The sequence below is a fragment of the Sphaerochaeta pleomorpha str. Grapes genome, from assembly GCF_000236685.1.
Lineage (GTDB): Bacteria > Spirochaetota > Spirochaetia > Sphaerochaetales > Sphaerochaetaceae > Sphaerochaeta > Sphaerochaeta pleomorpha.
Genome location: NC_016633.1, coordinates 572,892 through 599,073, shown reverse-complemented (window position 1 = coordinate 599,073; position 26,182 = coordinate 572,892). Strand labels below are relative to the sequence as shown.

The window sequence follows — 26,182 nt, the reverse complement described above, 5'->3', positions numbered from 1 at the left end:
CGAACAAGTGCATAAAATATAGATTACCGGACAGAGAGAACTCTGCCCGGTTTTTTGTGCATCTTTGTCTGCGTTTTTTTCGAAACGTACGAACGATTACCGGGTTGTCCCACCGGTATATCCCATATTGAAAGAGATATTAGCGGCCTGCCGCTTAACCTTTTCCGCCATTTCCTCAGGGATCATCTCAGGGTGTTGCGCCAAAACCCACGAAGTACTGATTGCAGCTATTACTTGACCCCTATAGTCCCGTATTGGAGCTGCCACGCAGTTAATGGCCGGTTCTGCTTCCTGATCATCCAAGGCCCAGCCCCTTCTTCTGCACTCGCGGATATCCTGGAGCAGGCTTTCCATGTTCATATGGGTGTTTGGACCCCTCTTTTCGAAGGGTTCCTTTGCCAGCAATATCCGTATCTCATCATCCGTAAGCCCAATAAGCAAGGCCTTTCCAAGAGAAGTGCAATACAGTGGTTTCTGTTGGCCAATGATTGCATATTTTCTCAGGCTGTTGATTTGCTCCTTGCTATCTATGTAGACCATTTTGTCATTTTGTCGGATAGCTAGGAAAACAACATTCCCCGTGCTCTCGGAAAGTTCTTCCATGAAAGGTGAACTTTCGGTTTTCAGTTCCAGACTATTGAGATAATGGCTGCACAGACCTATGAACCCGGGTCCCAGGCGATAGCGATTGGTGTCTTGGGATTTCCTGACGAATTCCCTTTGCAATAAAACCCCGACGAGTCTATGGACTGTACTTTTAGGCAAATCGAGCTTTTCGGATATCTGGACTAGATTGTATCCGTTTTGTTCGTTGGCAAGAAGTTCCAATATATCAAAGGTCCTGTCAAGGGATTGTACTTTTAATTCTGTAGCCACTTTTATCCTCATCTTGTATGAAAACAATATATTCTATTTTTTCCCACTTGACAACAGAAACATGTCAGTTATAATGGAATCGTGTTCCATAATACGGAAATATTAATGTAAATTGCAGTAAAAACTGGATAAAATATTTCCTTTTAGGCAAAAACTGGAAACATATTCCGTATGGTGGAACAAAATAAATGGAGGGGTTATGAAAAAAATTGTTTCTTTGGCTCTGTGCCTGGTCTTGGTTCTTCCAATGCTCTTTGCAAATGGACAGACCGAGCAGGCCGCACAGAAAGTGTACACGCTGAAAGTTGGTCATGCTTCGACTACTGAGTCTACCCGGCATAAAGCCTTGTTGGAATTCGAGAAATATGTAGAGGAGAAATCAGAGGGGCGCCTGCAGATTGAAATTTATCCTGCAGCAACCCTGGGAAATGAATCGGACATGATCGAGGCCATGAAACTCGGTACCTTGGAAATGTTTACCGGTGGTGTCTTTGCTTCCCAGACTCCCATGCTCGAAATCTATCTCATGCCTTTCTTCTTCCCCACGCAGGCTGACTTGATGAAAGTCTCCCATAGCGATCTGGGAAAGAGAATCATGGCATCTGCAGAACAGTACGGTATCAAGATGCTTGCTATCGGTGATGGCGGTTCTCGTCAGATAACCAATAATGCGCATCCTATTAAAAGCCCTGAAGACATGAAAGGCTTGAAAATCAGGACCCCACCGATTGAATCAATCATCAAGTCAATGGAGGCTATGGGTGCAAGTGCAGTATCCATACCTTATGGTGACACCTACATGGCTTTGAAGACCAATGTAGCTGATGGGCAAGAGAATCCATTGGCAAATATCGGTGACATGAAATTCTATGAAGTCCAGAAATACATGACTATGATTGATTATCAATTCCACCCGGAACCGATTGATATGGGCCTTGATATGTGGAATTCCCTGCCTGCAGACCTTCAGCAGATTATCCAGGATGGCGCTTGGCTTTATACCGACACCCAGAACAAACTCAGAAGAGATTTGAATAATCATTACTATGATATGATCGTTGCTGGTGGTGTGCAGGTTTATAAACCAACTGCTGCAGAGCGTGACCAGTTTATAAAGGCTTGTAATCCCGTCTACAAATATTTTGTTGACAAAGGAATTTTCAAGCAAGCCGATTTAGACGAGATGCGCGCGATTGCATCGAAATAAGTAATAGTAGTAGTACTGGTCCCGTTTCAAATGGAACGGGACCTCTATCAAAACGCATCAAGAATGAGAAAAAAATGAATAAGATTATTCGAGGTCTCGATACAATTCTTTCGATTTTTGGGAAACTGCTTGAGGCAACCCTTGCCGTTGGGGTTATTGTCTCTGTAATAATGAGATATGTTTTTTCGATTTCTTTCGTATGGTCGGAAGAAATGTTAACCATGGTTTTTGTTGCAACGACCTTTTTCGGGGCAGCCCTTGGAATTCGGGAAAGCGAACATATTACTATCACCAATTTTGTGGACAGTATGCCTTTGAAGGTAAAAAGATTTTTCAAAATCTTGTCACAGCTGGTTATTATTACGGTATCGATAGGCATGATTTATTACAGTATTCGAATAATCCATAAAGTTGGGAGAGTTCCCTCTCCTGCTACAGGCATACACAAAGGGATTTACTATTCTATACTACCTATCACTTTTTTTATTACTATTTTTTATTCACTGGTAAGTATAGTATCGGAATTTTTCCCCATTGAAAAACCTCGCAAAGGATACAAGGATGATTTTGAGTTGGGCGATGAAATCGTCCAGGGAGGAAAATAATGGAACTTTCCTTGATGTTCGTTGCTTTGGTTGTTTTTTTGATTATCGGTGTCCCGATAGCCTATGCAATTGGAGGGTCGGGCATTCTCTATATGCTCTTGTCAAATCCTTCCTTCCTGTTGACGTTCCCCCAGCGAGTATGGTCTGGAACTGAAAGTTTTATCATCATCGCAATGCCGTTGTTCATGTTGACCGGCGAATTGATGAACCACAGTGGACTTACCCGGAGACTGATTGATTTCTCCATGCTGCTTGTACACCCCTTTGGTGGTGGCTTGGGGGAAGTAAACGTAGTCTCTTCCATGATATTCGGCGGTATTTCAGGTTCTTCTGTAGCTGATACTTCGGCTTTGGGTAGCATCCTTATTCCTGATATGGTGAAAAAAGGATATCCCAAAGGATTCGCAGCGGGCATTACCGTTGCTTCTTCGACTATCGGTATGATCATCCCCCCGAGTGTTCCGATGCTAATGTATGCAATGGTCTCAGGTGCCTCTGTCGGGAAATTGTTTCTTGCCGGGCTGATCCCTGGAATTCTGGTTGGTGCTACCCAGCTGGTTATAACATTCGTTATTTCCCGCAAAGAAGGCTACCATCCGAAGAAAGAAAAGATTGAGCTAAAAAAGATGGCAAAAATAACCAAAGACGGTTCTTTGGCCATGTTTATGCCTGTTTTAATCATAGTATCTGTCTCTGCCGGTATTGCCACGGCAAGCGAATCGGCTGGGGTTGCTGTTCTGTATGCCTCCATACTGGGGTTCTTTGTCTATAAAGAATTGAAATGGAAAGAAGTCGGGAATGCCTTGAAAAAGACCTTTATGATGTCTAGTTCCATCATGATTATCGGTGGTTTTACGATGATATTCACTTGGATTCTAGCCGTTGAGCAGGTACCTGCACACATTGGGAGTTTTCTGGTGGGGTCAAATATTCCTACTTGGCTTGTCTACGTCTTTCTGGATTTGATTATACTGATTCTGGGAACTTTTCTGGATGTCACTCCCTGTATATTGCTTATCAGTCCTATTCTGCTTCCGGTAATGCAGCAATTTGGGATGAATGAGCTTCAGTTTGGGGCGATTATCATTGTTGGGCTGGCAATTGGTTTGGTAACCCCTCCTGTAGGCATGTGTCTCAATGTAGCGAGCAAGATTTGTAATTTGACGATTATCGAGATATTCAAGTCAGCAGTTCCGTTTATACTCTGCAATATCATTGTCTTGGTAATGATTACCTTTATTCCTTCATTGAGCCTTTGGTTACCGAGTTTTGTTTAGTATTGAATTTTCTTGTGTCTTTGAATGAAAATACTGTAAAGAAGGATTAGTATGACATTACGTGAAAGAATGAAAAAGGGCCCTGTGTTCGGCATCACAGTATTTACTGCTGCCGCCTGTGCCGTTGAGGCGATCGGAAACTGGGGGTATGATTTCGTCTATCTTGACCTTGAGCATTGCCCGCTGGACGGGCCCAATAATATGGAAAAACTCATCATGTCGGCCAAACTGGCAGGAATCCCTGCCGTAGTGCGGGTAACCGGTACCGATGAGGTGGAGATACGCAAGGTACTCGAGATGGGGGCCGAGGGGATTGTCGTCCCCCATACCCGCACCAAAGAGGATGCCCAGGCCATTGTAAGGGGTGCAAAATTCCCCCCGATGGGCCGCAGGGGCGCCGAATCCAATGTCAGGTCCGCCCAGTTCGGGGGACCCGGGTTCTCGTGGGCGGACTATGTGGAAAAGAGCAATGCGGACACCCTGGTGATTCCCATGGACGAGGACTTCGAGTTCACCGACAACCTTGACGACATTCTGGATGTACCGGGAATCGACGCCGTCAACTTCGGGCCCATCGACTACTCCCTGTCGATTGGTGCCAAGGTAGGGTATGCGACCGAGGACCCCCGGGTCGCCGACGCTTACAGAAAACTCGCCGAGGGGGCAAAGAGACGGGGGATCAAGGTTATGTGCCCTGTGGTCCCCGCTACCAAAGAAACCATAGAGGCGGCAATAGGCAGGGGTATCAACATGTTGATTTTGGGAAATGACATGTATCACCTGCAGTCGGCTCTGAAGAAGATAAAGACCGAGGCAATTGATTTGGTCCGTATGGACAGGTGATTGTAGAGGATTTTGTGCCGGATCCCCCCTCAAAAAAAGGGCGGGGAGTGGCCCAATAGAACAGATTTTTCAGGTACCGCTGCCTAGGGGTACCTTGAGCAAGGAGTATGAGTAATGGATATTCGCTATTCGACGGGCAAAGAACCGTTTTCGAGGATGAATACGCAGCAGTTGCGCGACGAGTTCCTCATCCAGGGCATTTTCAACGCAAACGATGTCAGTGCCGTGTATTCCCATGTCGATCGTATCGTGACCATGGGCGCCATGCCGGTGGACCAGGCTGTCCCGCTTTCCAAGAACATCGACCCCATGAAGGATTTCGGCGTGACCTATTTTCTGGAGCGGAGGGAGCTTGGGATCATCAACATCGGGGGGGACGGACTGGTTGTCGCTGACGGTACTGCCTACGAGCTGGTGCATCTCGACGGGCTCTACCTGCCGATGGGCACCAAAGAGGTGCTGTTCTCGAGCAAGGATGCCAAGAACCCCTCGAAGTTTTACATGAACTCGACCCCCGCCCACCACGCTTTTCCTGCAAAGCAGATTGTCTTTGCTGAGGCCAAGCACGTGAAGGCCGGTTCCGTGGACATGAGCAACGAACGGACGATCAACCAGTACATCCACCCGGACGTACTCGACACTTGCCAGCTCTCCATGGGCCTGACCCAGCTAAAGAGGGGAAGCGTATGGAACACCATGCCCTCCCACACCCACGAGCGGAGGATGGAGGTCTACTTCTATTTCGATGTTCCCTCCGACCAGACCGTGTTCCATTTCATGGGTGAGCCCAGCGAAACAAGGCACATTGCAGTCCACAACGAGCAGGCAGTCATCAACCCTTCCTGGTCCATCCATAGCGGGGCGGGGACCAGCAGCTATACGTTCATCTGGTCGATGTGCGGGGAAAACCGCACCTATACGGACATGGACGGGATCAAGACCGAGGACCTTCGCTAACTCGGCATTCAAGGAGACAGAATATGGATTTTACGCAAAAATTTTCGCTTGAGGGGAAAGTGGCTTTTGTAACGGGCGCTTCCTATGGCATCGGCTTCGCACTGGCAACGGCCTTTGCCCAGTCGGGGGCAAAGATAGCCTTCAATGATATCAACCAAGAGCTGGTAGACAAGGGGCTTGCCGCCTATGCAGAGAAAAAGATACCTGCAAAAGGGTATGTATGTGACGTTACCGACGAAAAGGCTGTCATCGAGACCGTGAAAAAGATTTCCGACGAGCTCGGTCCGATCGACATCCTGGTGAACAATGCCGGCATTATCAAGCGCACGCCGATGATCGAGATGGATGTCGCCGATTTCCGCAGGGTCATCGACATCGACTTGAACGCGCCGTTTATCGTATCCAAGGCGGTCCTGCCTTCGATGATCGAACGCAACCGGGGCAAGATCATCAACATCTGCTCGATGATGAGTGAGCTTGGGCGCGAGACAGTCAGCGCGTACGCGGCTGCCAAGGGTGGCTTGAAGATGCTCACCCGCAACATCTGCAGCGAATACGGGCAGTACAACATCCAGTGCAATGGCATTGGGCCCGGGTACATCGCCACGCCGCAGACCGCACCCCTGCGGGAAAGGCAGGCGGACGGGAAGCGCCATCCGTTTGACAGCTTCATCGTGGCAAAGACCCCCGCTGCACGCTGGGGTACCACCGACGATTTGACCGGCCCCGCCGTGTTCCTTGCCTCCGAGGCCTCCGACTTCGTCAATGGCCACGTGCTCTATGTCGATGGCGGTATCCTTGCCTACATCGGCAAGCAACCCGAATAATTCCCTTTGGTTTTTCGCTATAATGCCGCCAGAAATGGCGGCATTATGCATGGAGTAGGGGAAGGGGCAGTATTTTATGCTTTTTATACATGATTATGTATACATTGTCTTATTTTTGGTTTGGAAGGCATTTTCTGGAATTGACATATTACCATTATCGGTAAAGGAAAACCTCTGTATAAGGTAGATATTTGAAAAAATATTTAGGACTCCCTTAATTGCAAAGCCTGGATTGCAGTTGTTATATAGTGGCTAGAATCCTGAAAATGAAATAAAGTTTCAAATAAATAATTCGACAAATATTTATCTAATAAGACTTTGATAGAATAAAAAATCAGTTTTTAACATTTTATTACATTGACAGCACCCTATTGAACAGATACGATTTTGCTTGCAAACAGAAGAGAAAAATAGGAGTCAATGATGACGGAAAAGAAATCGAATTATGTCTACTTTTTTGGCTCCGGCAAGGCCGATGGAACTGCCCAAATGAAGGATATTCTTGGTGGAAAAGGTGCAAACCTTGCCGAGATGACCAGTATTGGGCTTCCAGTGCCTCCGGGGTTTACTATCAGCACTGAGGCCTGTGCATATTACAGCGCAAATAAAGGAGCATATCCAGACGGTATGCGAGAACAGGTCCTTGAGAACCTGTATCGGCTGGAAAAGCTGATGGGTGCCAAACTGGGTGACCATGAAAACCCATTGTTGGTTTCTGTTCGTAGCGGTGCTGCACAGTCTATGCCTGGGATGATGGATACGATTCTCAATCTTGGGTTGAACCCAGATTCCGTTAAAGCTTTGATAGCGAAGACGGGCAATGAACGTTTTGCCTGGGATAGTTACCGCCGGTTTATGCAGATGTTTGGAGATGTGGTAATGGGTGTTCCCCACCATGAATTTGAACGTGCATTGCAGGATGTAAAGGATGAGCAAGGAAAAGTTTTCGATACCGAACTCAACAGCAAAGACTTGCATGAGGTTATTGCCCGCTACCAGAGACTGTACAAGCGTTTTACCGGGGAAGATTTTCCAACCGATCCCCATGACCAGTTGTTCAAGGCAATTGATGCAGTATTCAGTTCCTGGAACAATGAAAGGGCTATCAAATATAGGCAAATGAATGATATCCGTGGACTTTTGGGAACCGCAGTCAACGTGCAGTGCATGGTATTCGGCAATATGGGAGATACCAGCGGAACAGGCGTTGCCTTTACCCGTGACCCCTCTTCGGGAGAGAACCGTTTCTATGGCGAATATCTGATGAATGCCCAGGGCGAGGATGTCGTTGCCGGTATCAGGACTCCCCAGTCAATAGAGACACTCAAAGCAGTTAACCTGGATGTGTATGAACAGTTGGTCTCTATCCGATCTATCCTTGAGAAGCATTACCATGACATGCAGGATGTTGAATTTACCATCCAGGAAGGCAAGTTGTACATGCTTCAGACCCGAAACGGGAAAAGGACTATTTTCAGTTGGTTGAGAACCCAGGTAGAAATGGTTGAGGAAGGCTTGATCACCAAGGAAATGGCAGTAAGTCGTGTTCCTTCCGGAGAATTCGGCAAATTGTTCGCACCAATTCTCGACAACAAGATTATCAAGGACCAGGATCTCAAGGAAGTTACCCATGGTTTGAATGCATCCCCCGGTGGAGCCTGTGGAGAGATTTATTTCACTGCCCAGAAAGCTGAGGAAATGGCTGCCTTGGGAAAAGATGTAATTCTTGTCCGTACCGAAACAAGTCCTGAGGATATCGGAGGCATGGCTATTTCCAAGGGTGTCGTAACCTGTCGCGGAGGAATGACCAGCCATGCGGCCGTCGTTGCCCGTGGAATGGGTTGTCCCTGTGTAAGTGGTGCCGGTGATATCCGTATCAACGAACCTAAGAAATATCTGCAGGTAAACGGGGTTACGCTCAATGAAGGGGACTACCTTTCCATTGATGGTTTTACCGGTGCAATATATGCAAGCAAGATACCTGTCCGTTCTTCTGAGATTGTCCAGGTATTGAACGGTAATATGAAAGAGTCAGAATCTATCGTGTTCCAGAACTACAAGACTTTCATGGGCTATGTGAATGATATCAAGACCATGGGGGTCTACACCAATGCAGATACTCCCAATGACACGCATATGGCCGTAGCACTGGGCGCGGAGGGTATCGGGCTTTGCCGGACTGAGCATATGTTCTTCGGTGGAAACCGTATTATGTCGATTCGCAAGATGATCCTTGCAAACAACATAGTCGAGCGCGAGAAAGCCCTTGCAGAGTTGTTGCCGATGCAGCGTGAAGATTTCGAGGGGATTTTTACGGAACTGCAGGGTTTGCCTGCCACTGTCCGCCTGCTTGACCCTCCGTTGCATGAATTCCTTCCCAATGATCACACCAGTCGTCATGAACTGGCCCTGCAAATGGGTATTTCCGTTGAGGAAGTTGCCCAGAAGTCCAGTGCCTTGCATGAATTCAACCCGATGCTTGGCTTCAGGGGTTGCCGTTTGGCAATTATTTACCCTGAAATCCTTCGCATGCAGGTCCGTGCCATCATTGAGGCTGCTATCAATGTAAAGAGGAAAGGTATCGAGGTATTCCCCGAGATCATGATTCCGCTTGTTGGCAACTACAAGGAATTTGAGTTCTGTAAGAGACAGGCGATTGAGGTTATCAATGAAATTTTCGATGAGCAGAATCTGCATGTCGAATATAAGGTCGGCACGATGATTGAGGTCCCGCGCGCCGCAATTACCGCAGATGAGATTGCAAGGGAAGCGGAATTCTTTAGTTTCGGTACGAACGACTTGACCCAGATGACCTGTGGTTTCAGCCGTGATGATGCTGCCTCGTTCCTCGGTCCCTATGTAAATGACCCTGACAAGCAATTCTATGACTATGACCCGTTTGCAACCATTGATATCGATGGGGTAGGCAAGATTGTCAAGATTGCAGCTGAATTGGGCAGGAGTGTACGTCCCGATATCAAGCTTGGTATCTGTGGCGAACATGGTGGAGACCCCAAGACAATTGCGTTCTGCCAATCAATTGGTTTGAACTATGTTTCGTGTTCTCCTTTCAGGGTTCCTATTGCACGCCTTGCTGCCGCTCAAGCTGTCATTGCTGCAAAGAAAAAGTAACCTGTAAGATGTAAATTTGGAAACGGATAAAGCCCCAGGCCTATTTAGCTTGGGGTTTTGTTTATCTTTCTTTGTTTCCTGCATTTTTTTTATAAAAATTGTAATAAAATGACGAAATTCTTGATGAGTTACCTATACCTACGGGAAAAAATTGAAGAAATTCCTTACTTCTTAGATTCGTAGAAATATTTCATAAAAGCTGATTGGTTTTTGTTACAGGAAAGATATTATCTATTTATACGGATTTGCATTCGATATAAAATACCCCCGCTTACGCAGGGGCGTCAGTTGAAAAGGATTTACGTAATAGGTGCAGGATTGAAAATGCACAAGTAGTTGTGCAATCCATATTCCTCTGCCCAAGGTTTTTTTCGCCCTGAGGCAACATCAATAATGAAGTAGAAAAGCTCCAAACCGACATCTTCAATAGACTTTTCACCAGTAGCTACCTGACCAGCATTCACATCAATCAGATCCATCCATTGTTCTTTCATCACTGACCTCGAGCAGACTTTGATTACCGGTGCTGCCGCAAGGCCATAGGGAGTACCTCTGCCTGTCATAAATACCTGAAGCGTTATGCCGGAAGCAAGATGTGAAGGTCCGCATACGATATCACTTCCCGGTGTTGCTGCAAAAATAAGCCCTTTCTTGGCTGGGATTTCCCCAGGCCCAATGACATCGATGATTGGGCTGGTTCCTGACTTCGCGATCGAACCCATCGCCTTCTCAACAATATTGGCAAGACCCCCTTTTTTGTTTCCAGGGGTTGGGTTTGCATCTCGGTCCACATCACCGAGTGCAAGGTAATTATCGTACCAGGCCATTTCCTGAATAAGTTTCTTACCGACTTCCTCACTGACACAGCGCTGTGCTATTTGCCTCACTCCATCACGGACTTCCGTGACCTCACTGAACAAAACGGTTGCACCTCCTTTGACCAAGAGATCGCTTGCATACCCCGCGGACGGGTTTGCTGTCACACCTGAGAAAGCATCCGATCCCCCACATTGCATACCGATGCACAACTTGGAGAGTGGAAGCCGAACCCTCTTTCGTTCGTTGAGCTTTTGCAGTTTTGTTTCAGCGACATCCATCAGCCGGTCTATCATAGACTGGAAACCTTTCTGCTCTTGAAGTATAACTACATTTTCGCTATTGATATCTTTTTCTTCAAGTAGCATTTCAACAGTGAGTTTTTCACAACCAAGGGCGACAACCATGATTTCACCCCCGAAATTAGGGTTTTTAACCAGGTTCTTGACGCTTCTGATTGGGATGAAGGCATCGCGTGCGTTGATGGCCACTCCACATCCATACGGATGTACCAGAGCCACGATATCATCAACGTTGGGATATTTTGGAAGAAGTTCCTTCTTCATCTTGGTAACTGCAACGTTGAGAACGCCCTCAACACACTGGACGGTGGTTGAAATCCCGAGGATGTTCCTTGTTCCTGCATACTCACAACCTTCGACCTCATACCCATCCCAGTAATCGACAGGAGGATTGGGGAGGTTGTTATTAATTTCGGTTGCAAATTCAAGGGTGTCAAGTTCGGGCGATGCTGGAAGATCAATCATATGCTCATTGATCCATCCACCTTTTTTTATATCTTTGCTCAGGTTACCAAGCAGTACACCGTATCGAATGACACCTTCGCCTCTTTTAAGATCCCAGAGTGCAATCTTGTGCCCCTGGGGGATAGGTTCCAAAGTCATCAATCCAGGCTCCAGCTCAATTCCTGCTTCCAAGGCATTTACTGCAATGGCTACATTATCTTTATTGGTAAGCCTGATATGGGTTACTTTCTCATCAGTAATGATGGTAGTATTGTCCACGTTGCATTCCATAAGGAAGCTCCTTTATTTTATAGATAGAGACGTAAAGCTTTACTATTTAGCTAGTTTCCGCTCCAAATACCAACTATTTGATATTCTTACATCAATCCTTCGACGTTCAGTAATTGAGCAAATTTTTCCATCTGTATTGGAGGTGATGGAAGGTTTGGGAGCATCGGCTGCCCAACTTTTCTCCCGACTAAATTTGCATAATCCTTTGTTGCCACGGGAAAGGATGATGAGTCCATCTGAAGCCGTAGTGGATTAAGGGCAAACTGTGCTTCCTTGGATCCCGTAAGATCACCTGCAATATACTTTTCGTAGATGGACCACACAAGCGCTGCGGCAAAGTTTGAAGTGGAAGTGACAGCACCGACACAACCCACACAAAGACCTGCATAAATCAGGGTGTCTTTGCCACAAAAAACCTTGAATCCCACATCTGCATTTCTGCGGACGAATTCCTCTGTCTGTGTCAAATCGCCTGAACTATCTTTCATACCTACCACATTTGGTATGTTGTGGGCCATCCAATAAACAAGATTCTGGCTCATTGCATAACCAGTCCTTCCAGGGTTGTTGTACAGAAGTACTGGCGTTTGAGAGACACTTTCAGCTATAGCCACTAGGTGAGTTTTAAGTTCTTCCTCTGTCAGTTTGAGGAACATTGGCTGCAGAATGGAAATCCCCTGGACCCCTAGTTGAACGGCCATTCTTGCTAAGCGAATACACTTGGAGGTGCGGATAGCGCCAATGCCCATATAGATAGGGACTCTTCCCTTTACTTGCTCAAGCGCAATACCTAGGATTGCTTCCATCTCATCTTCTTCAAGCATGTAGAACTCACCATTTGACCCAAATACCAAAAGACCTGTGATTCCACCTTCTATCATCCATTCGATCTGGTCTCGAAATGCCTGCTCATCAAGTTTCTCATCTTTTGTCATGGGAGTAACAATTGGGGGTACAATACCCTTTATAAAACTCGTATCCATCATAAATCCTTTCTGTATAACAGGTATAGTTCCAGCAAGCATTGCATGGTTTATAGCAATGCCCTAGAAGTCATCCTGACAATTTCTGTCAGTTTGAAATTTCTTAAATATACTTTTCGGTACCCCTCTATGAGAGTATCGATATACTCAAGCCATTATCGTAATTAGGTTTCCCTCTGCATCAAACTCAAGTTCCTTGGGTTCGGAAACAGCCTCAAGGCCAGGCCATTTTCCAGCTTTCACATCTAGGTAATACGCTTCTGAAAGCATAATCATATCCACATGAAGCGTATTCTTGATTCGCACCATCCTGATATGATCATTGTCCACACTATTGAGGGTTCTGATACAAGCCTGAATTGCTTCTTTGTCTGTTGCAACAACTACTGGCATCATTGCAGACTTCAGTACAGTGCTGGTGAGACAGTTCGGATAAATCATCTCAGTATCAAGTTTTTCGAACATACGCTTCGTGATGACATTGGCCAATCCCATGCCATTTGCATTGCCATGGCTTACATCAGTGAGGTCAAGGAAACAAGTACGTTGCACTTTCAGGCCACCTGATGCATATTCCGTGCTCCAGGTACCCGAAATATTAGGATCAACACCTGTTCCTGAATAGTTCTTTCCCATCTCATTGACAACCAGTACATCCGATTCTGGTACCAGAATCTTCGGCATATTGCCAAAGGCAATCTGAAGCAACTCAGGTTCGCGAACCATAACAGACTGAGGAAGAACTGCCTCAATATACGCAGTTTCATCAAAGGCATTTTCGATACAGGGGATTGCAAATAGAATCCTTGAATTCGCCAGAACCACTTTTGCATTGGCAACAAGATTCTTTGCCATATTGCCCATTCCATCTGAATGGACACTCTCAGCACCCTTCTGTTTTCCAAGACCGACGACGAGCATCTTACAAATACCGCTTTCCACAATACCCCGGAAGGCATTGTGTGGTTTGATGCGGCAAGAAATGATAATCCCATCAGCTTCAAAGGCATTTTTGTCTTGAAATACAGGTTTGCCATATTCTGAAGTCCCTAGCTGAACAGTTTCCATTTGGCTGTGTATCGGACAACCCATAGCCTTTTCGGTAATGCCAAACGTTGCAAGCATATCCTTCTGGCCTTCTGCCGTTGCCCCACCATGACTTCCCATAGCTGGTACAATAAATGGCTTTGCACCTTTTCCCCAGACAAAATCCACAATGGTCTTTGTAATCAGAGCCACATTGCGAACTCCGCGACTGCCAGCGGTGATAGCAATGGACATTCCCGGTTTGATAGTCGAGGAAATCTCTTTTCTCTCAAGTTCCTTGATTATCGCTGCCGGAATGTCGCTTACTTCAATGTGGTTCCTAAAAAAGTTTTGACGTGCATGGAACATCTTCGGGATGACTACTCCCTCAAGAAGTTTCGAAACATTTCCGCCTTTCACTATTTGCATATCCAGTATCCTTATGCTTTGAATCAGGTACAAAATTTCCCGGAAGGGAAGCGTATTCTATTCAAGATTTCCTTACATTTTTGCTTTTCATGATTTCTTTGAAGAGACTGTAAATGAATACAATCACAGTCAACACAAGGAACACTGCGGCAATCGGGCTTGTGAAGAAAATGAAGAAGTTGTTGCTTGAATACTGCATGCCTCTGAGAAGGTTCTCTTCAATGATTGGCCCAAGTACGAAGCCAAGTATGATGGGTGCCTGAGGGAACTTGTTCCTGGAAAGGAAGTATCCAATGACACCAAAAATAAGAGCGGTCCAAACATCGAAAATTCTGTGGTTCGTACCGAAGGTCCCTACAATACAGAAAATCATAATAATCGGAAGCAAAATATATTTGGGGACTGAAAGGATTTTAACGAATACCCGTAAACCACCATATTCAACAATGAGCATGATGAAGGTGGAAACGAGGAATGCGGTAAAGATACCATATACAAGTACGCCACTGGTTTTGAAAAGCAGCGGACCTGGCTGTATCCCATGGAGTGTAAGACCACCGAGGATCATTGCCGTTACTGTATCGCCTGGGATACCAAGAGTCAGAAGTGGGATGAGAGCTCCCCCGATTGATGCATTGTTGGAGGTTTCGCATGCAATGATACCATCGATACATCCGGTTCCGAATTTCTCTGGGTGTTTGCTCTGTTGTTTTGCAACGCTGTACGCAACAATATTGGATGTTGCACCACCGATACCAGGCAGAATACCAATACCTACCCCAAGAATGGCAGAACGTAACATGTTGACAAACTGTTCCTTGAATTCCTTAAACGAAAACCCAAAGCCTTTCATCTTACAATCGACAATATTGTTTTTCTCTTTTTTAAGACCGGTAGCAGCAATTGTAAAAATTTCTGAAACAGCGAAAAGGCCAATAAGTACAGGCAGGAGGGCAAACCCGTTTTCCATATCATCAATTCCAAAGGTGAATCGTGCCGCCCCGCCAATAGATGCAATGCCTGCTAGAGAGAAGGTAATACCAAGCAGTGCACTTGAAAGGCCTTTGAGAATGTTATCGCCTACCATGCCGACGATTGTTGTGAGTGCAAACAGGCAGATTGCAAAATACTCATACGGTCCAAATTTTAGGGCAATCTTTGCAAGCGAAGGTGCAATGAACCATAGAGCTGCGATGGAGAAAATCGTCCCTAAAAAAGAGTAGAAAATGCCCACGCCCAGTGCCTTGCTGGCTTCGCCACGATCTGCCATAGGACCACCATCGAATGTTGTAGCAACTGAAGATGGGGTTCCCGGTATCTTCAAAAGAATTGCCGAGATGAGACCTCCTGAAGTACCACCAACATACAGCGCAATCAAGAGTGCTATACCGTTTAGTGGACTCATGCCGAACGTCAAGGGGAGACAAAGAGCTACCCCCATAGTGGATGTAAGCCCCGGGATGGAGCCGAATATGATGCCAATCACAACACCCAGGAACATGACCGAGAATGTGGATGGAGTCAAAATGGAAAGCATTCCTTCAATAACCATAGTTTAACCTCTTCAGAATAATCTGCTTGTCGGCAGAATGAGCGAAAATACATTTACGAAGACCAAATCTGTGAGTATGGGCACGACAACAGCGAGAATCACAAGAAGGATATAATTTTTCTTGGAGTGGAGTTCCTTTGGTAAGAATAGATACATCTGAACGCCAAGATACAAAACCGAACAGATGATGAAGCCTAATGTTTTCAATAATGAAATGTTGATGATCAATAACACAAACGTTTTAAGCAATGCGGTCAGATTCATTTGCTTGGACCCAGTCTCTGAGTTTTTCAAGCCTGTGACGAAAAGCAATGCTGAAACTACTACCCAAAGGCCCGTGCTGAGTTTAGGCACAAAATCCCCACCAAGAGAATTCGTGGCACCTGCTTTGATGGATTGTGCGGAGATGAACAATGCGATTCCGATAAATAGCATCATTAGATTTATCAGATTTGATTCGAAATTCTTTTTCATGGATAGCCTCTTCCCATGCACAAGGAAAAGCCATACCTGTTTCAAGACATGGCTTTTCCTATGTAAAACGACTTAGAACTTTACAGTTTTCAGGATTTCTTCAACTTCAGCATACTTCTTCAAGCCTTCTGCACCTGGGATGAAGGTTGGTTTCTGGTAGTAAGCGTCGTATATCTTCTTCTGGTACTCCTTGTTGTTGTTCACGATATCACCAACTGCAGCGGTGAAATCGGAAACGAGGTTTGCAGGAGTTCCTTTCGGGAAAGCAAAGAAGTAGTAGAAGGGGAGGGATGCCTTGACGCCTTGGTTTACGTTAGAGATGACTCCAGCTTCTTCGAGGTCGTTGGGGCTGTCACTGCCGATTACATCAAGGGTACCATCCTTTACGTAATCCTTGACTGAGCCGTAAGCAGCAAGGATGACATCTACATGTCCACCGAGAATTGCAGCCAGACGTGCGGAAGCACTACCTGCATCAACGGTGTTGAGTTTGAAGCCATCGGCGATCAGTTGCATTGCAACCGCATAGGAAGTAGCACCGGTCTGCACTGCAATCTTGAGTTCATTCGGATGAGTCTGGGTGTAAGCCTTCAGGTCAGCCATGTTCTTGAAGCCGTATTTTGACTGTGAAACAATCATGTTGCCACGATTCATGGCTGCAATACATGAAAAATCATAGGAATCAAAGCCGTAATCAACAGCACCACTTGCCTTGTTTACTACAAAAGCTGAGTGGTAGAAAAGGATACTGCTGCCATCTGGTTCTGCATTCTTAACCTGACGGGTACCAGTTGCACCACCATTTCCATTTACATTGGAAATAACAAAATTGCTTCCAATTTTTTCCTGGAGATACTGGGCGAGCAAACGTGCATTGAAGTCGGTATCACCACCAGCCCCAGCAGGGACGATGATTTCCACATTTTTAGGCCATTTTGCAGTCGCAGTATTTTCCGTTGTGCCATTTGCAAGGACAAAGCTCATTGCAAGAACCGTTACCAATAACATTGCAAGGATTTTTCTCATATTCCTCTCCTCTCTAATTTTCCCAGAGAGAACCTAGATTTCCCTCTGAGTCAAATTCCACATTTTGAAAGTTCGAAACGATTGTTACGTTCGACTTATCCGGTATTGCCTCAAAAGCAGCCCTGGATACATATATTTTCTCCAAGGCCTTTGTACTTTTGATAATGACCAACTTTGGATTCTCTTGTGCAAACAAACCAGCCGCCTTCAGGCATGCCTTGAAAACCATTTCATCGTTTTGCATTGCAGCTGGGATCCTGGCAATTTCTGGATGCATTCCGGTCAGGGAATTCACAATGGTGGCGTCTTCGTCAATCGCACTCTTGAATCTATGAGTGATGAAGTCTGCCATCCCGCAACCGCTGGCATTCCCTGCTGAACACTCAGTGAGACGAAGGAGGCCAAGGGCTTCAACTTGAGGGCCTTCGTGCGGGCCGCGGTTTATGGGCCTTCCTATGACTGCTGGATCCATCCCCGTTCCACTGATATCCTTGCCCTGTTCATATATAATCAAGACATCTATGACAGGGACGGGAATTGTGGGCACCATTGCAATGGCCCGCTTGAGGATTTCCGGTTCGGTTGAAAGGATTTTCTCTTTGCGTGAAACATATATATCCGCCAACTCTTCATAGCCATTTTCAATCACAGAGATACCCGCAACGATGTTGAGCTTTTCAAGGGCGAGCTTCGCCACCCGTACCATGTTCTGTCCAAGATGTGGTACACCAAGGTCATGAGTTGCAACAGCCCCCTTGTGTTTTGCCAGCCCAATTGCCATCATCTTCATCAATCCACTCTGGTACTCTTCACGGATTGATGTATGGGTTTTCACCCGGTTGAGCAGAATGATTCCATCGGCTGCAAGTGCGTTCTTGTCAATGTACACAGGAAGCCCCAAATCTGTTCGACCAATCTCTTCAACTTCCATGGAGGAAATAATTGGAGCCCCTGTTGTCTCCTCGGTAATCCCCAAATGTGCAAGCAGTGCTGTTTGCCCTTCTGCTGTTGCCCCACCATGGCTTCCCATGGCAGGCACAATGAAAGGAATTCCCCCTGCCTGTTTTACCAGGGAAACAGTTGTACGCACAATTCTTTGGTAATCTGCAATCCCCCGACTACCTGCCGTTATTGCAATACGGTCACCTTGGTGGATGGGGATTTGCCTCTGGTTCCAAAGCGATGTAAGTTTTTCCTCGAGATTGTCCAATCGCGTACGGTCAAACGAAACCTCGAGGGCACACACCTGAGGAATTTGGAATGAGTCGAGCATATTGTAAATACTCGAAGCCATCAATATGCCGCCCTTACTGCAAAAGATGCATTCATTCTTTCTGCATAAAAATAGGTAACGCCATCCAGAATTCGCTCTTTAGAAAGTTTTTCGAAATTGATGCGGATAGGTGTTCCGATAATCTCTGGAAGATAGAACCGTCCGTTCTTCTCTTCACACTTCACACTGAGCATTTCTCCCATCGGTTGCGTCATAGGTTCATGATTCTCAAGCGGTTCGTTTTCATCAAACAGTGCCCCAAACGCTGCATTGAGCCAGCTTGTACCACCAGCAGAGAACATAAGACCATTCTTCTTGCACAGCGAACGGATAGTGAGCAGGTCGCTCATCTTGCACATTCGTCCAACAAGTGGCATGAGATGGTCAACCCCTTTTTCTGCATAGGTTTCAAAAGCGAATGCATTTCTCATGGATTCCCCATAACCAAGCTTGAATCCTACGCCTCGCTCTTTCAGCTCCTTGATGGCATTCATGTCGTGAGCATGACAAGGTTCCTCATACCAGGCTGGGTTATATGGCCTGATAAGGTCAGCAAACCGGAGTGCCTCGTCGACGGACCATACCTGGTTTGCGTCAACTGCAATACGGATATCAGATCCGACTGCATCACGAACCAATTTCATGCGGCGTACATCACGCTCCATATTTTGGCCCCAATCGCTTCCCACTTTAAATTTTATGGTAGTATTGCCTTCTTCGACATACCTAACCATATCTGCAACAAGATCCTCGTCAGATGAAAGAAGGGAACCACCCCCTTTGTATATTGAACACCAGTCTTTTTGAGCGCCAAGGAAGCGGTGCAACGGCTTGTTGTGCCTTCGTGCCAGTATATCCAGCATAAGAAGATCGAGTTGACCCAAATCTACGATTTGGCCTGATTGAAAGCCAAAGTTTCGGAGCTTCCAATAGATGTACTGATACCACTCGCTTACCTTCTTTGTTTCTCCAGTAAGAATGAGAGGAAGAATATTATTGATCATGCCCATGGAACAAAAGGTCTCGCCACAGTACCCATCTTTGTCAAACAGTTGGATCCATCCTTGAAGCGGAATGAATGAACCAAAACCACCGGTGGCATCCCTCCATGGAGACTTTACAGGAATGGGATTGAAATTGTAATAAATGGCTTTGGAAAAGCAGATTTCCTCATCTTCCACAGGGAATCCGATTGGTACCTGATCCATAATGCAAATCTCCTCTTGTATAGGGTGATGTAAGCATAACTTATGGAAAAAATTTTCGCGAATATTTTTTAAAATTGAAAATATTTTAGGAAATTGTATTAAATATGTGCAAAATAACTGAGTATGTTTTATAGTAGAGACAAAAGAGAAACAGAATATGTCAAAAATACTTATTATTGCATCAGGTGCACATATAGCCAGTTATGCCTATAAAATCCAAAAAGAATACCATGCAGAGGATTCCCTTATCATTGTAAGCGCTTTTATGGAGAATGCTGTTGAATATATAAAAGAGCAAATGAGCGACGATATTGATGTTATCGTGGGAAGAGGCAATACCGCGAAAATGCTAAGAGCAGCAAAATTGCCCTATCCAATCGTAGAAATTCCTATTACGAACCAGGATATTTATAGTGCCGTAGAGAAAGCGGCCTCCCTCATGAATATAAAAACAGGGAAGCTTGCTTATATTGGAGAAGAAAAAGCTCTCGAGTCTGCAAAGGTTTTTCTCACGAAACTTGGATACCGGCTTTCTTTATACCCTTGTTCAACCAGTCAGGACATCCGTACCGCAGTCAAACTTGCCAAAGCGGCACTCGTGAAAGTCATCATTGGGGGGATCTTCGCGAATAGTATTGCCACTGCCGAGAATATCCCATGTGTAATCCTTGAAGCCTCCTATGAATCTGTACTACAAGCCTATCAAGAGGCGTTGGCTGTACAGGAAGCTGCGGAATTGAGGAAAAAAGCCAACTTGGAGAGTCGTATCATTCTTGAGAATATTTCCGATGGAATACTTGCTGTCGATAGATCCGGTATCATCAGATATTGCAATAAACCTGCTTCAGAGATGCTCCAATGCCAACCTGACCCTGCAGGGCTCAGGGTGTCTGATCTTTTGCCCGAGGAAGAGAACAGTATGCTGAGTTTTACCCTCGATAAAGGGAAGCGGTACACCCAGCATCCCGCTAAGATCCAGGATCTCAACCTCCTGCTCACGTTCGCCCCGGTGATTACAGGTTCCCAGAGAAATGGAGCCATAGTCACTTTGAAACCCCAATCGTCTGTCGTCCCTGCATTGGAGAGCCCCCCGGTTGCTGTGAAAATAGGTTTCCAGGATATGCTCGGCCATGCTCAAACTTTTCGCTTTGCCATTCAGACAGCTAGACTGAGTGCATCCGATTCATTGCCAGTTCTCATTGTCGGCGAATATGGAACAGGCAAGGCTATTTTGGCAAAAGCCATACATGGGGCACACACCAAACGAGGTTCATTCATTGTGCGAAGTGGAAAAACCATCAAGATTGATGATTTCCTCTTATGCCAGGGGGGTAGCTTGTATATCTCAAAAGTCGAAGAGTTGGATGCGCAGATGCAGGAGCACATTGCACAGATTTGCTCAGAGCGATGTCTCTATTTGGAGAGCGGGGAGATCTTGCATGTGAGTTTCAAACTCATCTGTTCCACCGAGACAAATCTCAAGGAAATGACCATAGGTGGTCAATTCAGCAAGAACCTATATTATATGCTGGCCTCACATATCATTGCACTCCCTCCTCTCCGTGAACGAGGAACGGATATCGAGCTGTTGTTCTCTCATTTTCTCGAAGAGAGTGGGCTTTCATTCTCAGGATCCCTTCGAGCATACCCTTGGCCGGGGAACATCCAGGAAATGAAAACACTTGCGAGGCGTCTGGCGCAGAAGAATAGTGACAAGGGAATCATAACGAAGGAAATGGTCGAGAGGGAGCTTGGAGAAGATGCCTATTTCTCGGTCTTTGCTCCAGGTGCAAAGTCTGTTCCCCCAATTCCCCAGGCAAACAAAACCTATCTCATCGGAGAGACATTCTACACAAAGGAAGACCTTCTTTCCCTTAAAGCATATTACAACGGAAAAATGACAATCATGGCCCGCCAACTTAATTGCAGCAGGTCCACGCTCTGGAGGTATTTCAAGGAAATCGAGGCAGAGCGAGCTGTGTGATGCGGGATTTTCGTATCAATTAGAAGATTTTTAAATGGAATTGGCATTGATTGGGTGTACCTTCTCTGAGGTGATAAAACGTATTGTTTTCCATCCAGATCATGTTCATAGGGGGTCCTTGAAAGCAATAAAGCATAGATATGGGCATGTAGAGATTATCGCAAGTGCCTCAGAGACGGCGTATAGCAATGGTACAAAGCCAACCTTGCGGCTTGTACAGGCAGATGCCTTTAACCAAACACTCAGCGGACCTTCCAGGGAATTTGGGGGAAAATTTTCTGCTTATCTGAGAACGATCGAACCCTGTCCTGTTGATACTGAACTCACCAAGGAAGGGGATGTTGCCGAGGGAGTACGTGCAATCTTCACCTCTGGGCATACTCCTGGGCATATATCATTGTATCTGGAAGAAAACAGAATACTGCTTGCCGGGGATGCCTTGGCTATTGAGGATGGGAACTTTGTCACTGCAAAACCACCGTATGGAACAATTGCAAAAAAAACGGACTTACGGTTAATACTTCGCTTTAAGGCATTCCGTCTTATCATCGTCCTGGGTCCGTGGATTTTGCTTTTACGCAAGCGGTAAAGGATTAACTTTTTGACGATAAGGTACTATCTTGAAGATAACTAGCTTACGAGCAAGCAATAAAAAACGGTAACCTGCATAAAACATGGTTACCGTCTATTATAGATAAAAGCCAAAAAAGGGAATTGAACCCTTGACCTGCTCATTACGAGTGAGCTGCTCTACCGCTGAGCTATTTTGGCGAACAACGGTAATTTACAGTATTTTGCCTTGTATTGCAAGAGCAAACTTACCTTGACCTTCAAAGGTATTGTCAGTAACCTATAGCTTGATAAGAGGACACAATTTGAAGACTAATAGAATGTTCAGCCATGCAGTGGCACAGGAATGTGTAGTATTGCTGAATACCAATAAAAATAAAGTACCCACAAGGGTTGGGAAGAGCTGGCAGCCAGACGTTGCACAGTTTCTTCTTGATATGTTTCCGGGAGCTCTTGAGCATGGCCTTGAACTGAGTGATATAGCTGAACTGGTATCGGAGGATACGTTCCCGATGGAATTGTCTTCGTATGAATTTTTCGACGATGATGATTTCGATGACTTTGAAGAGGATGAGGATGTATGAACGTATTGGGAATCGAGACTTCCTGTGATGAATGTTCTGCTGCGGTCGTGCGCGATGGACGAGAGATTCTCAGCAATGTAATCGCTACACAGATTGAATTGCACAAACCCTATGAAGGGGTTGTCCCTGAGCTTGCTTCCCGTTTGCATACCGAATGGATTGCTCAGGTTGTGCAGTCAGCTATAGCAAAGGCAGGTCTTACCAATGATGATATCGATGCAGTTGCGGTGACAAATCGTCCTGGACTGCTGGGTTCCCTGTTGGTAGGCCTGAATTTTGCAAAAGGTTTTGCAGCGACGCTCAATGTCCCTTTTATTACCATCGACCATATAAGGGCGCATCTCTATGCCTCCCAGATTGAGCATCCCTTGGAATATCCCTATCTTGGCGTTCTGGTATCAGGTGGCCATACGGTAATATGCCGTGTGGAAGGGTATGACCAGATTGAAGTGCTGGGGACGACCATAGATGATGCTATAGGCGAGGCCTTCGATAAAGTGGCAAAGCACTATGGACTGGGATACCCGGGGGGGGTGGTAATAGATCGTCTCTCAAAGAACGGTAATCCCAATGCCTTTCTCTTTCCGGGAGCGGGCCTGAATAAAGGTGACCATCCCTATGATATTTCCTATAGCGGTTTGAAAACCGCCGTTATTAACCAGCTTGACAAGTTTTGGGATGGCGAAAGTGAAAAGAGCCCGGAAAATATTTCAGCATCCTTCCAGCGTACTGCGGTCGGCATGCTCCTCAAACGTGTCCGGCTTGCCCTTGATGATACCAAACTGGTCCGTATCAGCGCAGGTGGCGGGGTTGCGGCAAACAGCCTGCTCCGCAGTGAATTGAAAAATATGGAGAAGGGTGGATTTGAAGTATCATTCCCCTCTTTGAAATTATGTACCGACAATGGGGCAATGATTGCTGGACTTGCGTACCGCTATCTGAGCGATGGCGTTCGTTCCGGTTTCGACGAGACTGCAAGTGCCCGTGTAAGTGCATTTAAGAAAAACTACCCCTGATGAGAGGCTTATGGACACACACTATGATTTGGACAGCGTAATTCGAAAAGTTCCCGATTTTCCGAAACCGGGAGTACTCTTTTACGATATTACGGGTATTTTGGCGGTTCCCGATGCATTCAGGTATTGTATCGACCGTTTGGAAGAAATGTGCAAGGACCGATCCATCGATGCCATTGCCGGTATTGAGGCCCGGGGCTTTATTTTTGCAGCCCCTTTGGCAGAACGCCTGGGTGTACCCTTGGCCTTGGTCAGGAAATTGGGAAAACTTCCCGGGAAGGCCTACGAAAAAAGCTTTGAGCTTGAGTATGGCTGTGATACGGTATGCGTCCATGAAGTTGATGTCGTCGCAGGAACAAATGTGTTGCTCGTCGATGATCTCATTGCTACGGGGGGAACCTTGAAAGCCGCTGCATCTCTTTTTGAGGAACATGGGGCGAATGTGGTCGGGTTCCTTGGCGTTATCGGACTTCCGTTCCTTGATTACGCCCAGGTTCTGGAAGGCTACCCCGTTGATGTGCTTCTTGAGTATAACGGAGAATAAATATAAGAACATTTCCGTGGCTACTTGACAAAAATCCTGCATTTCCGTATTCTTCGACAGGATTTCTTGATGGGATGTAGTGTAATGGTAACACTGCAGATTCTGGTTCTGCCTTTGGGGGTTCGAATCCCTCCATCCCAGTTTTCGGTTCCTTCGTCTAATGGTTAGGACAGGAGATTCTCAGTCTCTAAATAGGGGTTCGATTCCCCTAGGAACTAAGGGTTTTTGTGGGGCAACCTTGAAGGTTGCTCTTTTTTTTGGCTATACTGACGTATGAGGATAATGAAGCTATGATTACTGCATCGAACATTGGACTTTCTTACGGAACCCAGGTTCTGTTCAAAGAAGTAAATATAAAATTTACACCGGGCAACTGCTATGGCATTATCGGTGCCAACGGTGCTGGAAAATCAACTTTCCTGAAAATCCTGTCAGGAGAGATTGAACCTGATACTGGTGAGGTAATCATCTCTACCGGTCAACGTATGGCCGTATTGAGACAGGATCACTTTGCTTTCAACAATTATTCCGTTTTGGAAACCGTTATCATGGGGTATGAAGAACTCTATGCCGTGATGAAGGAACGGGATGAAGTCTATGCCAAAGAAGACTTTACTGAAGCAGATGGCCTTCGTGCCGCTGAGCTGGAAGGTGATTTTGCCGATATGGGCGGCTGGGAAGCAGAAGCCCAGGCAGCCCAGATGCTTGATGGCCTAGGAATCTCAACTGACCTCCAGGGCAAGAAAATGACTGAGGTTGAAGACAATGTCAAGGTCCGTGTACTGTTGGCCCAGGCTCTTTTCGGGAACCCCGATATCCTGTTGCTTGACGAACCTACCAACCACCTTGACCTTGAGTCCATCCATTGGCTTGAAGAATTCCTTGCCAATTTCGACAATACCGTTATCGTAGTCAGCCATGACCGTCACTTCCTCAACAGCGTCTGTACCCATGTCGCTGACATTGACTTTGGAAAAATCCAGCTGTATGTAGGTAACTATGATTTCTGGTACCTTTCCAGCCAGCTTGCAGCAAAGCAAATGAAGGATGACAAGAAGAGAAGGGAAGAGAAAATTTCCGAGTTGAAGGAATTCATCCAGAGATTCTCCTCCAATGTAGCAAAGGCCAAGCAGGCTACCAGCCGTAAGAAATTGATCGACAAGCTTACCATCGACGATATCAAGCCCTCCTCACGCCGTTTCCCTTATATTGCCTTCAAGCCCCTTCGGGATGTCGGAAGGAATATTCTGGAAGTCCGTGGCCTGAGCAAGACGGTCGAAGGGGTGAAAGTCCTCGATAACTTCGACTTAGTCGTAAATGCGGGGGACAAAATAGCTTTTGTAGGTCCCGACCATTTTGCAAAGACTGTCCTGTTCGAAATACTCTGTGGGAATATGGAACCGGATGAAGGGACATTCACCTGGGGGGTCACTACAAGCCTGTCCTACTTCCCCAAGAACAATGCAAGCCTCTTTACCGAACATCTTTCCATTACCGATTGGCTGCGCACCTATAGCGTAGACAAGGATGACACCTATGTGCGTTCCTTCCTTGGCCGGTTGCTCTTCTCAGGTGATGAAGCCCTCAAAGATTGTACGGTTCTCAGCGGAGGCGAGAAAGTACGTTGTGTACTAGCCCGCATGATGCTCCAGCAGGCCAACTGCCTGATCTTTGATGAACCGACCAGCCATCTGGACCTGGAATCTATCAGTGCCCTCAATGACGGCCTTATCGAATTTACCGGAGTAATCCTTTTCAATAGCCATGACCATCAGTTTGTAGACACCATTGCAAATAGGATTGTCGAGTTTACACCCGGCGGTACAATCGACAGGATGATTTCCTTCGAGGATTATTTCAATGACGCTACTATCAAGGCTCTGCGTGATGAGAAATATGCAACGGCTAGCCACACGGTAGCCCTGTAAGGAGGGAA

22 protein-coding genes and 3 tRNA genes are annotated in these 26,182 nt (G+C 46.1%); 15 read left to right on the top strand and 10 right to left on the bottom strand.

All coding sequences use genetic code 11. The features are described from left to right. Positions 1-96: 96 nt before the first annotated feature. Complete coding sequence (locus SPIGRAPES_RS02725; RefSeq protein WP_014269250.1) at positions 97-876, bottom strand: IclR family transcriptional regulator; 780 nt, start codon at positions 874-876, stop codon at positions 97-99. 199 nt (positions 877-1,075) lie between these two features. On the opposite strand from SPIGRAPES_RS02725, the gene SPIGRAPES_RS02720 reads away from it, so the two are divergent. The 7 genes from SPIGRAPES_RS02720 to ppdK all read left to right on the top strand — a co-directional run bounded on the left by SPIGRAPES_RS02720 (position 1,076) and on the right by ppdK (position 9,724). Next, the gene (locus tag SPIGRAPES_RS02720; protein WP_014269249.1) at positions 1,076-2,083 is read left to right on the top strand and encodes a TRAP transporter substrate-binding protein; all 1,008 of its coding nucleotides are present in this window, start codon (positions 1,076-1,078) and stop codon (positions 2,081-2,083) included. 74 nt (positions 2,084-2,157) lie between these two features. Next, positions 2,158-2,688: a TRAP transporter small permease gene (locus tag SPIGRAPES_RS02715; RefSeq protein ID WP_014269248.1), complete on the top strand. Its 531-nt coding sequence runs from the start codon at positions 2,158-2,160 to the stop codon at positions 2,686-2,688. Continuing rightward, complete coding sequence (locus SPIGRAPES_RS02710) at positions 2,688-3,965, top strand: TRAP transporter large permease (protein WP_014269247.1); 1,278 nt, start codon at positions 2,688-2,690, stop codon at positions 3,963-3,965. Before SPIGRAPES_RS02715 ends, SPIGRAPES_RS02710 begins: the two co-directional genes overlap by 1 nt. Positions 3,966-4,016: 51 nt before the next feature. Continuing rightward, the gene (locus tag SPIGRAPES_RS02705) at positions 4,017-4,808 is read left to right on the top strand and encodes an HpcH/HpaI aldolase family protein (RefSeq protein ID WP_014269246.1); all 792 of its coding nucleotides are present in this window, start codon (positions 4,017-4,019) and stop codon (positions 4,806-4,808) included. 114 nt (positions 4,809-4,922) lie between these two features. Continuing rightward, the gene (kduI, locus tag SPIGRAPES_RS02700; RefSeq protein ID WP_014269245.1) at positions 4,923-5,765 is read left to right on the top strand and encodes a 5-dehydro-4-deoxy-D-glucuronate isomerase; all 843 of its coding nucleotides are present in this window, start codon (positions 4,923-4,925) and stop codon (positions 5,763-5,765) included. Between the two features lie 23 nt (positions 5,766-5,788). Beyond that, positions 5,789-6,592, top strand: a complete 804-nt coding sequence (locus SPIGRAPES_RS02695) for a gluconate 5-dehydrogenase (protein WP_014269244.1) — start codon at positions 5,789-5,791, stop codon at positions 6,590-6,592. Positions 6,593-7,015: 423 nt separating this feature from the next. After that, complete coding sequence (ppdK, locus tag SPIGRAPES_RS02690; RefSeq protein WP_014269243.1) at positions 7,016-9,724, top strand: pyruvate, phosphate dikinase; 2,709 nt, start codon at positions 7,016-7,018, stop codon at positions 9,722-9,724. A 299-nt stretch (positions 9,725-10,023) separates the two neighbouring features. On the opposite strand, the gene garD is transcribed toward ppdK, so the two are convergent. The 8 genes from garD to SPIGRAPES_RS02650 all read right to left on the bottom strand — a co-directional run bounded on the left by garD (position 10,024) and on the right by SPIGRAPES_RS02650 (position 19,548). After that, entirely contained in the window at positions 10,024-11,577 is a 1,554-nt protein-coding gene (gene garD, locus SPIGRAPES_RS02685; RefSeq protein ID WP_014269242.1) for a galactarate dehydratase, read from the bottom strand. 86 nt (positions 11,578-11,663) lie between these two features. Then, positions 11,664-12,563, bottom strand: coding sequence for a dihydrodipicolinate synthase family protein (locus tag SPIGRAPES_RS02680; protein ID WP_245535460.1), 900 nt, complete (start codon positions 12,561-12,563; stop codon positions 11,664-11,666). 144 nt (positions 12,564-12,707) lie between these two features. Continuing rightward, entirely contained in the window at positions 12,708-14,015 is a 1,308-nt protein-coding gene (locus SPIGRAPES_RS02675; RefSeq protein ID WP_014269240.1) for a nickel pincer cofactor-dependent isomerase, group 22, read from the bottom strand. A 61-nt stretch (positions 14,016-14,076) separates the two neighbouring features. Then, entirely contained in the window at positions 14,077-15,567 is a 1,491-nt protein-coding gene (locus SPIGRAPES_RS02670) for a tripartite tricarboxylate transporter permease (RefSeq protein WP_014269239.1), read from the bottom strand. A 12-nt stretch (positions 15,568-15,579) separates the two neighbouring features. Beyond that, positions 15,580-16,041: a tripartite tricarboxylate transporter TctB family protein gene (locus SPIGRAPES_RS02665; RefSeq protein WP_014269238.1), complete on the bottom strand. Its 462-nt coding sequence runs from the start codon at positions 16,039-16,041 to the stop codon at positions 15,580-15,582. Positions 16,042-16,113: 72 nt separating this feature from the next. After that, positions 16,114-17,067 carry a tripartite tricarboxylate transporter substrate-binding protein gene (locus tag SPIGRAPES_RS02660; protein ID WP_014269237.1) on the bottom strand — a complete coding sequence of 318 codons (954 nt, stop codon included), beginning with the start codon at positions 17,065-17,067 and terminating at the stop codon, positions 16,114-16,116. A gap of 13 nt (positions 17,068-17,080) precedes the next feature. Continuing rightward, positions 17,081-18,361, bottom strand: coding sequence for a nickel pincer cofactor-dependent isomerase, group 22 (locus SPIGRAPES_RS02655; RefSeq protein WP_014269236.1), 1,281 nt, complete (start codon positions 18,359-18,361; stop codon positions 17,081-17,083). Next, a complete protein-coding gene (locus SPIGRAPES_RS02650) occupies positions 18,361-19,548 on the bottom strand; it encodes an enolase C-terminal domain-like protein (protein ID WP_014269235.1) in 1,188 nt (395 codons plus the stop codon). Before SPIGRAPES_RS02650 ends, SPIGRAPES_RS02655 begins: the two co-directional genes overlap by 1 nt. A gap of 157 nt (positions 19,549-19,705) precedes the next feature. On the opposite strand from SPIGRAPES_RS02650, the gene SPIGRAPES_RS02645 reads away from it, so the two are divergent. Both SPIGRAPES_RS02645 and SPIGRAPES_RS02640 read left to right on the top strand, forming a co-directional pair. Beyond that, complete coding sequence (locus SPIGRAPES_RS02645) at positions 19,706-21,532, top strand: sigma-54-dependent Fis family transcriptional regulator (RefSeq protein ID WP_014269234.1); 1,827 nt, start codon at positions 19,706-19,708, stop codon at positions 21,530-21,532. A gap of 34 nt (positions 21,533-21,566) precedes the next feature. Then, the gene (locus SPIGRAPES_RS02640; protein ID WP_014269233.1) at positions 21,567-22,121 is read left to right on the top strand and encodes an MBL fold metallo-hydrolase; all 555 of its coding nucleotides are present in this window, start codon (positions 21,567-21,569) and stop codon (positions 22,119-22,121) included. A 110-nt stretch (positions 22,122-22,231) separates the two neighbouring features. Here SPIGRAPES_RS02640 and SPIGRAPES_RS02635 read toward each other — a convergent pair. Continuing rightward, positions 22,232-22,303, bottom strand: a tRNA-Thr gene (locus SPIGRAPES_RS02635). A gap of 104 nt (positions 22,304-22,407) precedes the next feature. On the opposite strand from SPIGRAPES_RS02635, the gene SPIGRAPES_RS02630 reads away from it, so the two are divergent. The 6 genes from SPIGRAPES_RS02630 to SPIGRAPES_RS02605 all read left to right on the top strand — a co-directional run bounded on the left by SPIGRAPES_RS02630 (position 22,408) and on the right by SPIGRAPES_RS02605 (position 26,174). After that, the gene (locus tag SPIGRAPES_RS02630) at positions 22,408-22,686 is read left to right on the top strand and encodes a hypothetical protein (RefSeq protein ID WP_155816643.1); all 279 of its coding nucleotides are present in this window, start codon (positions 22,408-22,410) and stop codon (positions 22,684-22,686) included. Next, entirely contained in the window at positions 22,683-23,702 is a 1,020-nt protein-coding gene (gene tsaD, locus SPIGRAPES_RS02625; RefSeq protein WP_014269231.1) for a tRNA (adenosine(37)-N6)-threonylcarbamoyltransferase complex transferase subunit TsaD, read from the top strand. Before SPIGRAPES_RS02630 ends, tsaD begins: the two co-directional genes overlap by 4 nt. A 10-nt stretch (positions 23,703-23,712) precedes the next feature. Further along, positions 23,713-24,246 (top strand): adenine phosphoribosyltransferase, encoded by a 534-nt coding sequence (locus SPIGRAPES_RS02620; RefSeq protein WP_014269230.1) that lies wholly within the window; start codon positions 23,713-23,715, stop codon positions 24,244-24,246. 70 nt (positions 24,247-24,316) lie between these two features. Continuing rightward, a tRNA-Gln gene (locus tag SPIGRAPES_RS02615) sits at positions 24,317-24,387 on the top strand. Between the two features lie 5 nt (positions 24,388-24,392). Beyond that, a tRNA-Glu gene (locus SPIGRAPES_RS02610) sits at positions 24,393-24,464 on the top strand. Positions 24,465-24,536: 72 nt separating this feature from the next. Further along, a complete protein-coding gene (locus tag SPIGRAPES_RS02605; RefSeq protein ID WP_014269229.1) occupies positions 24,537-26,174 on the top strand; it encodes an ABC-F family ATP-binding cassette domain-containing protein in 1,638 nt (545 codons plus the stop codon). The last annotated feature ends 8 nt before the right edge of the window (positions 26,175-26,182 follow it).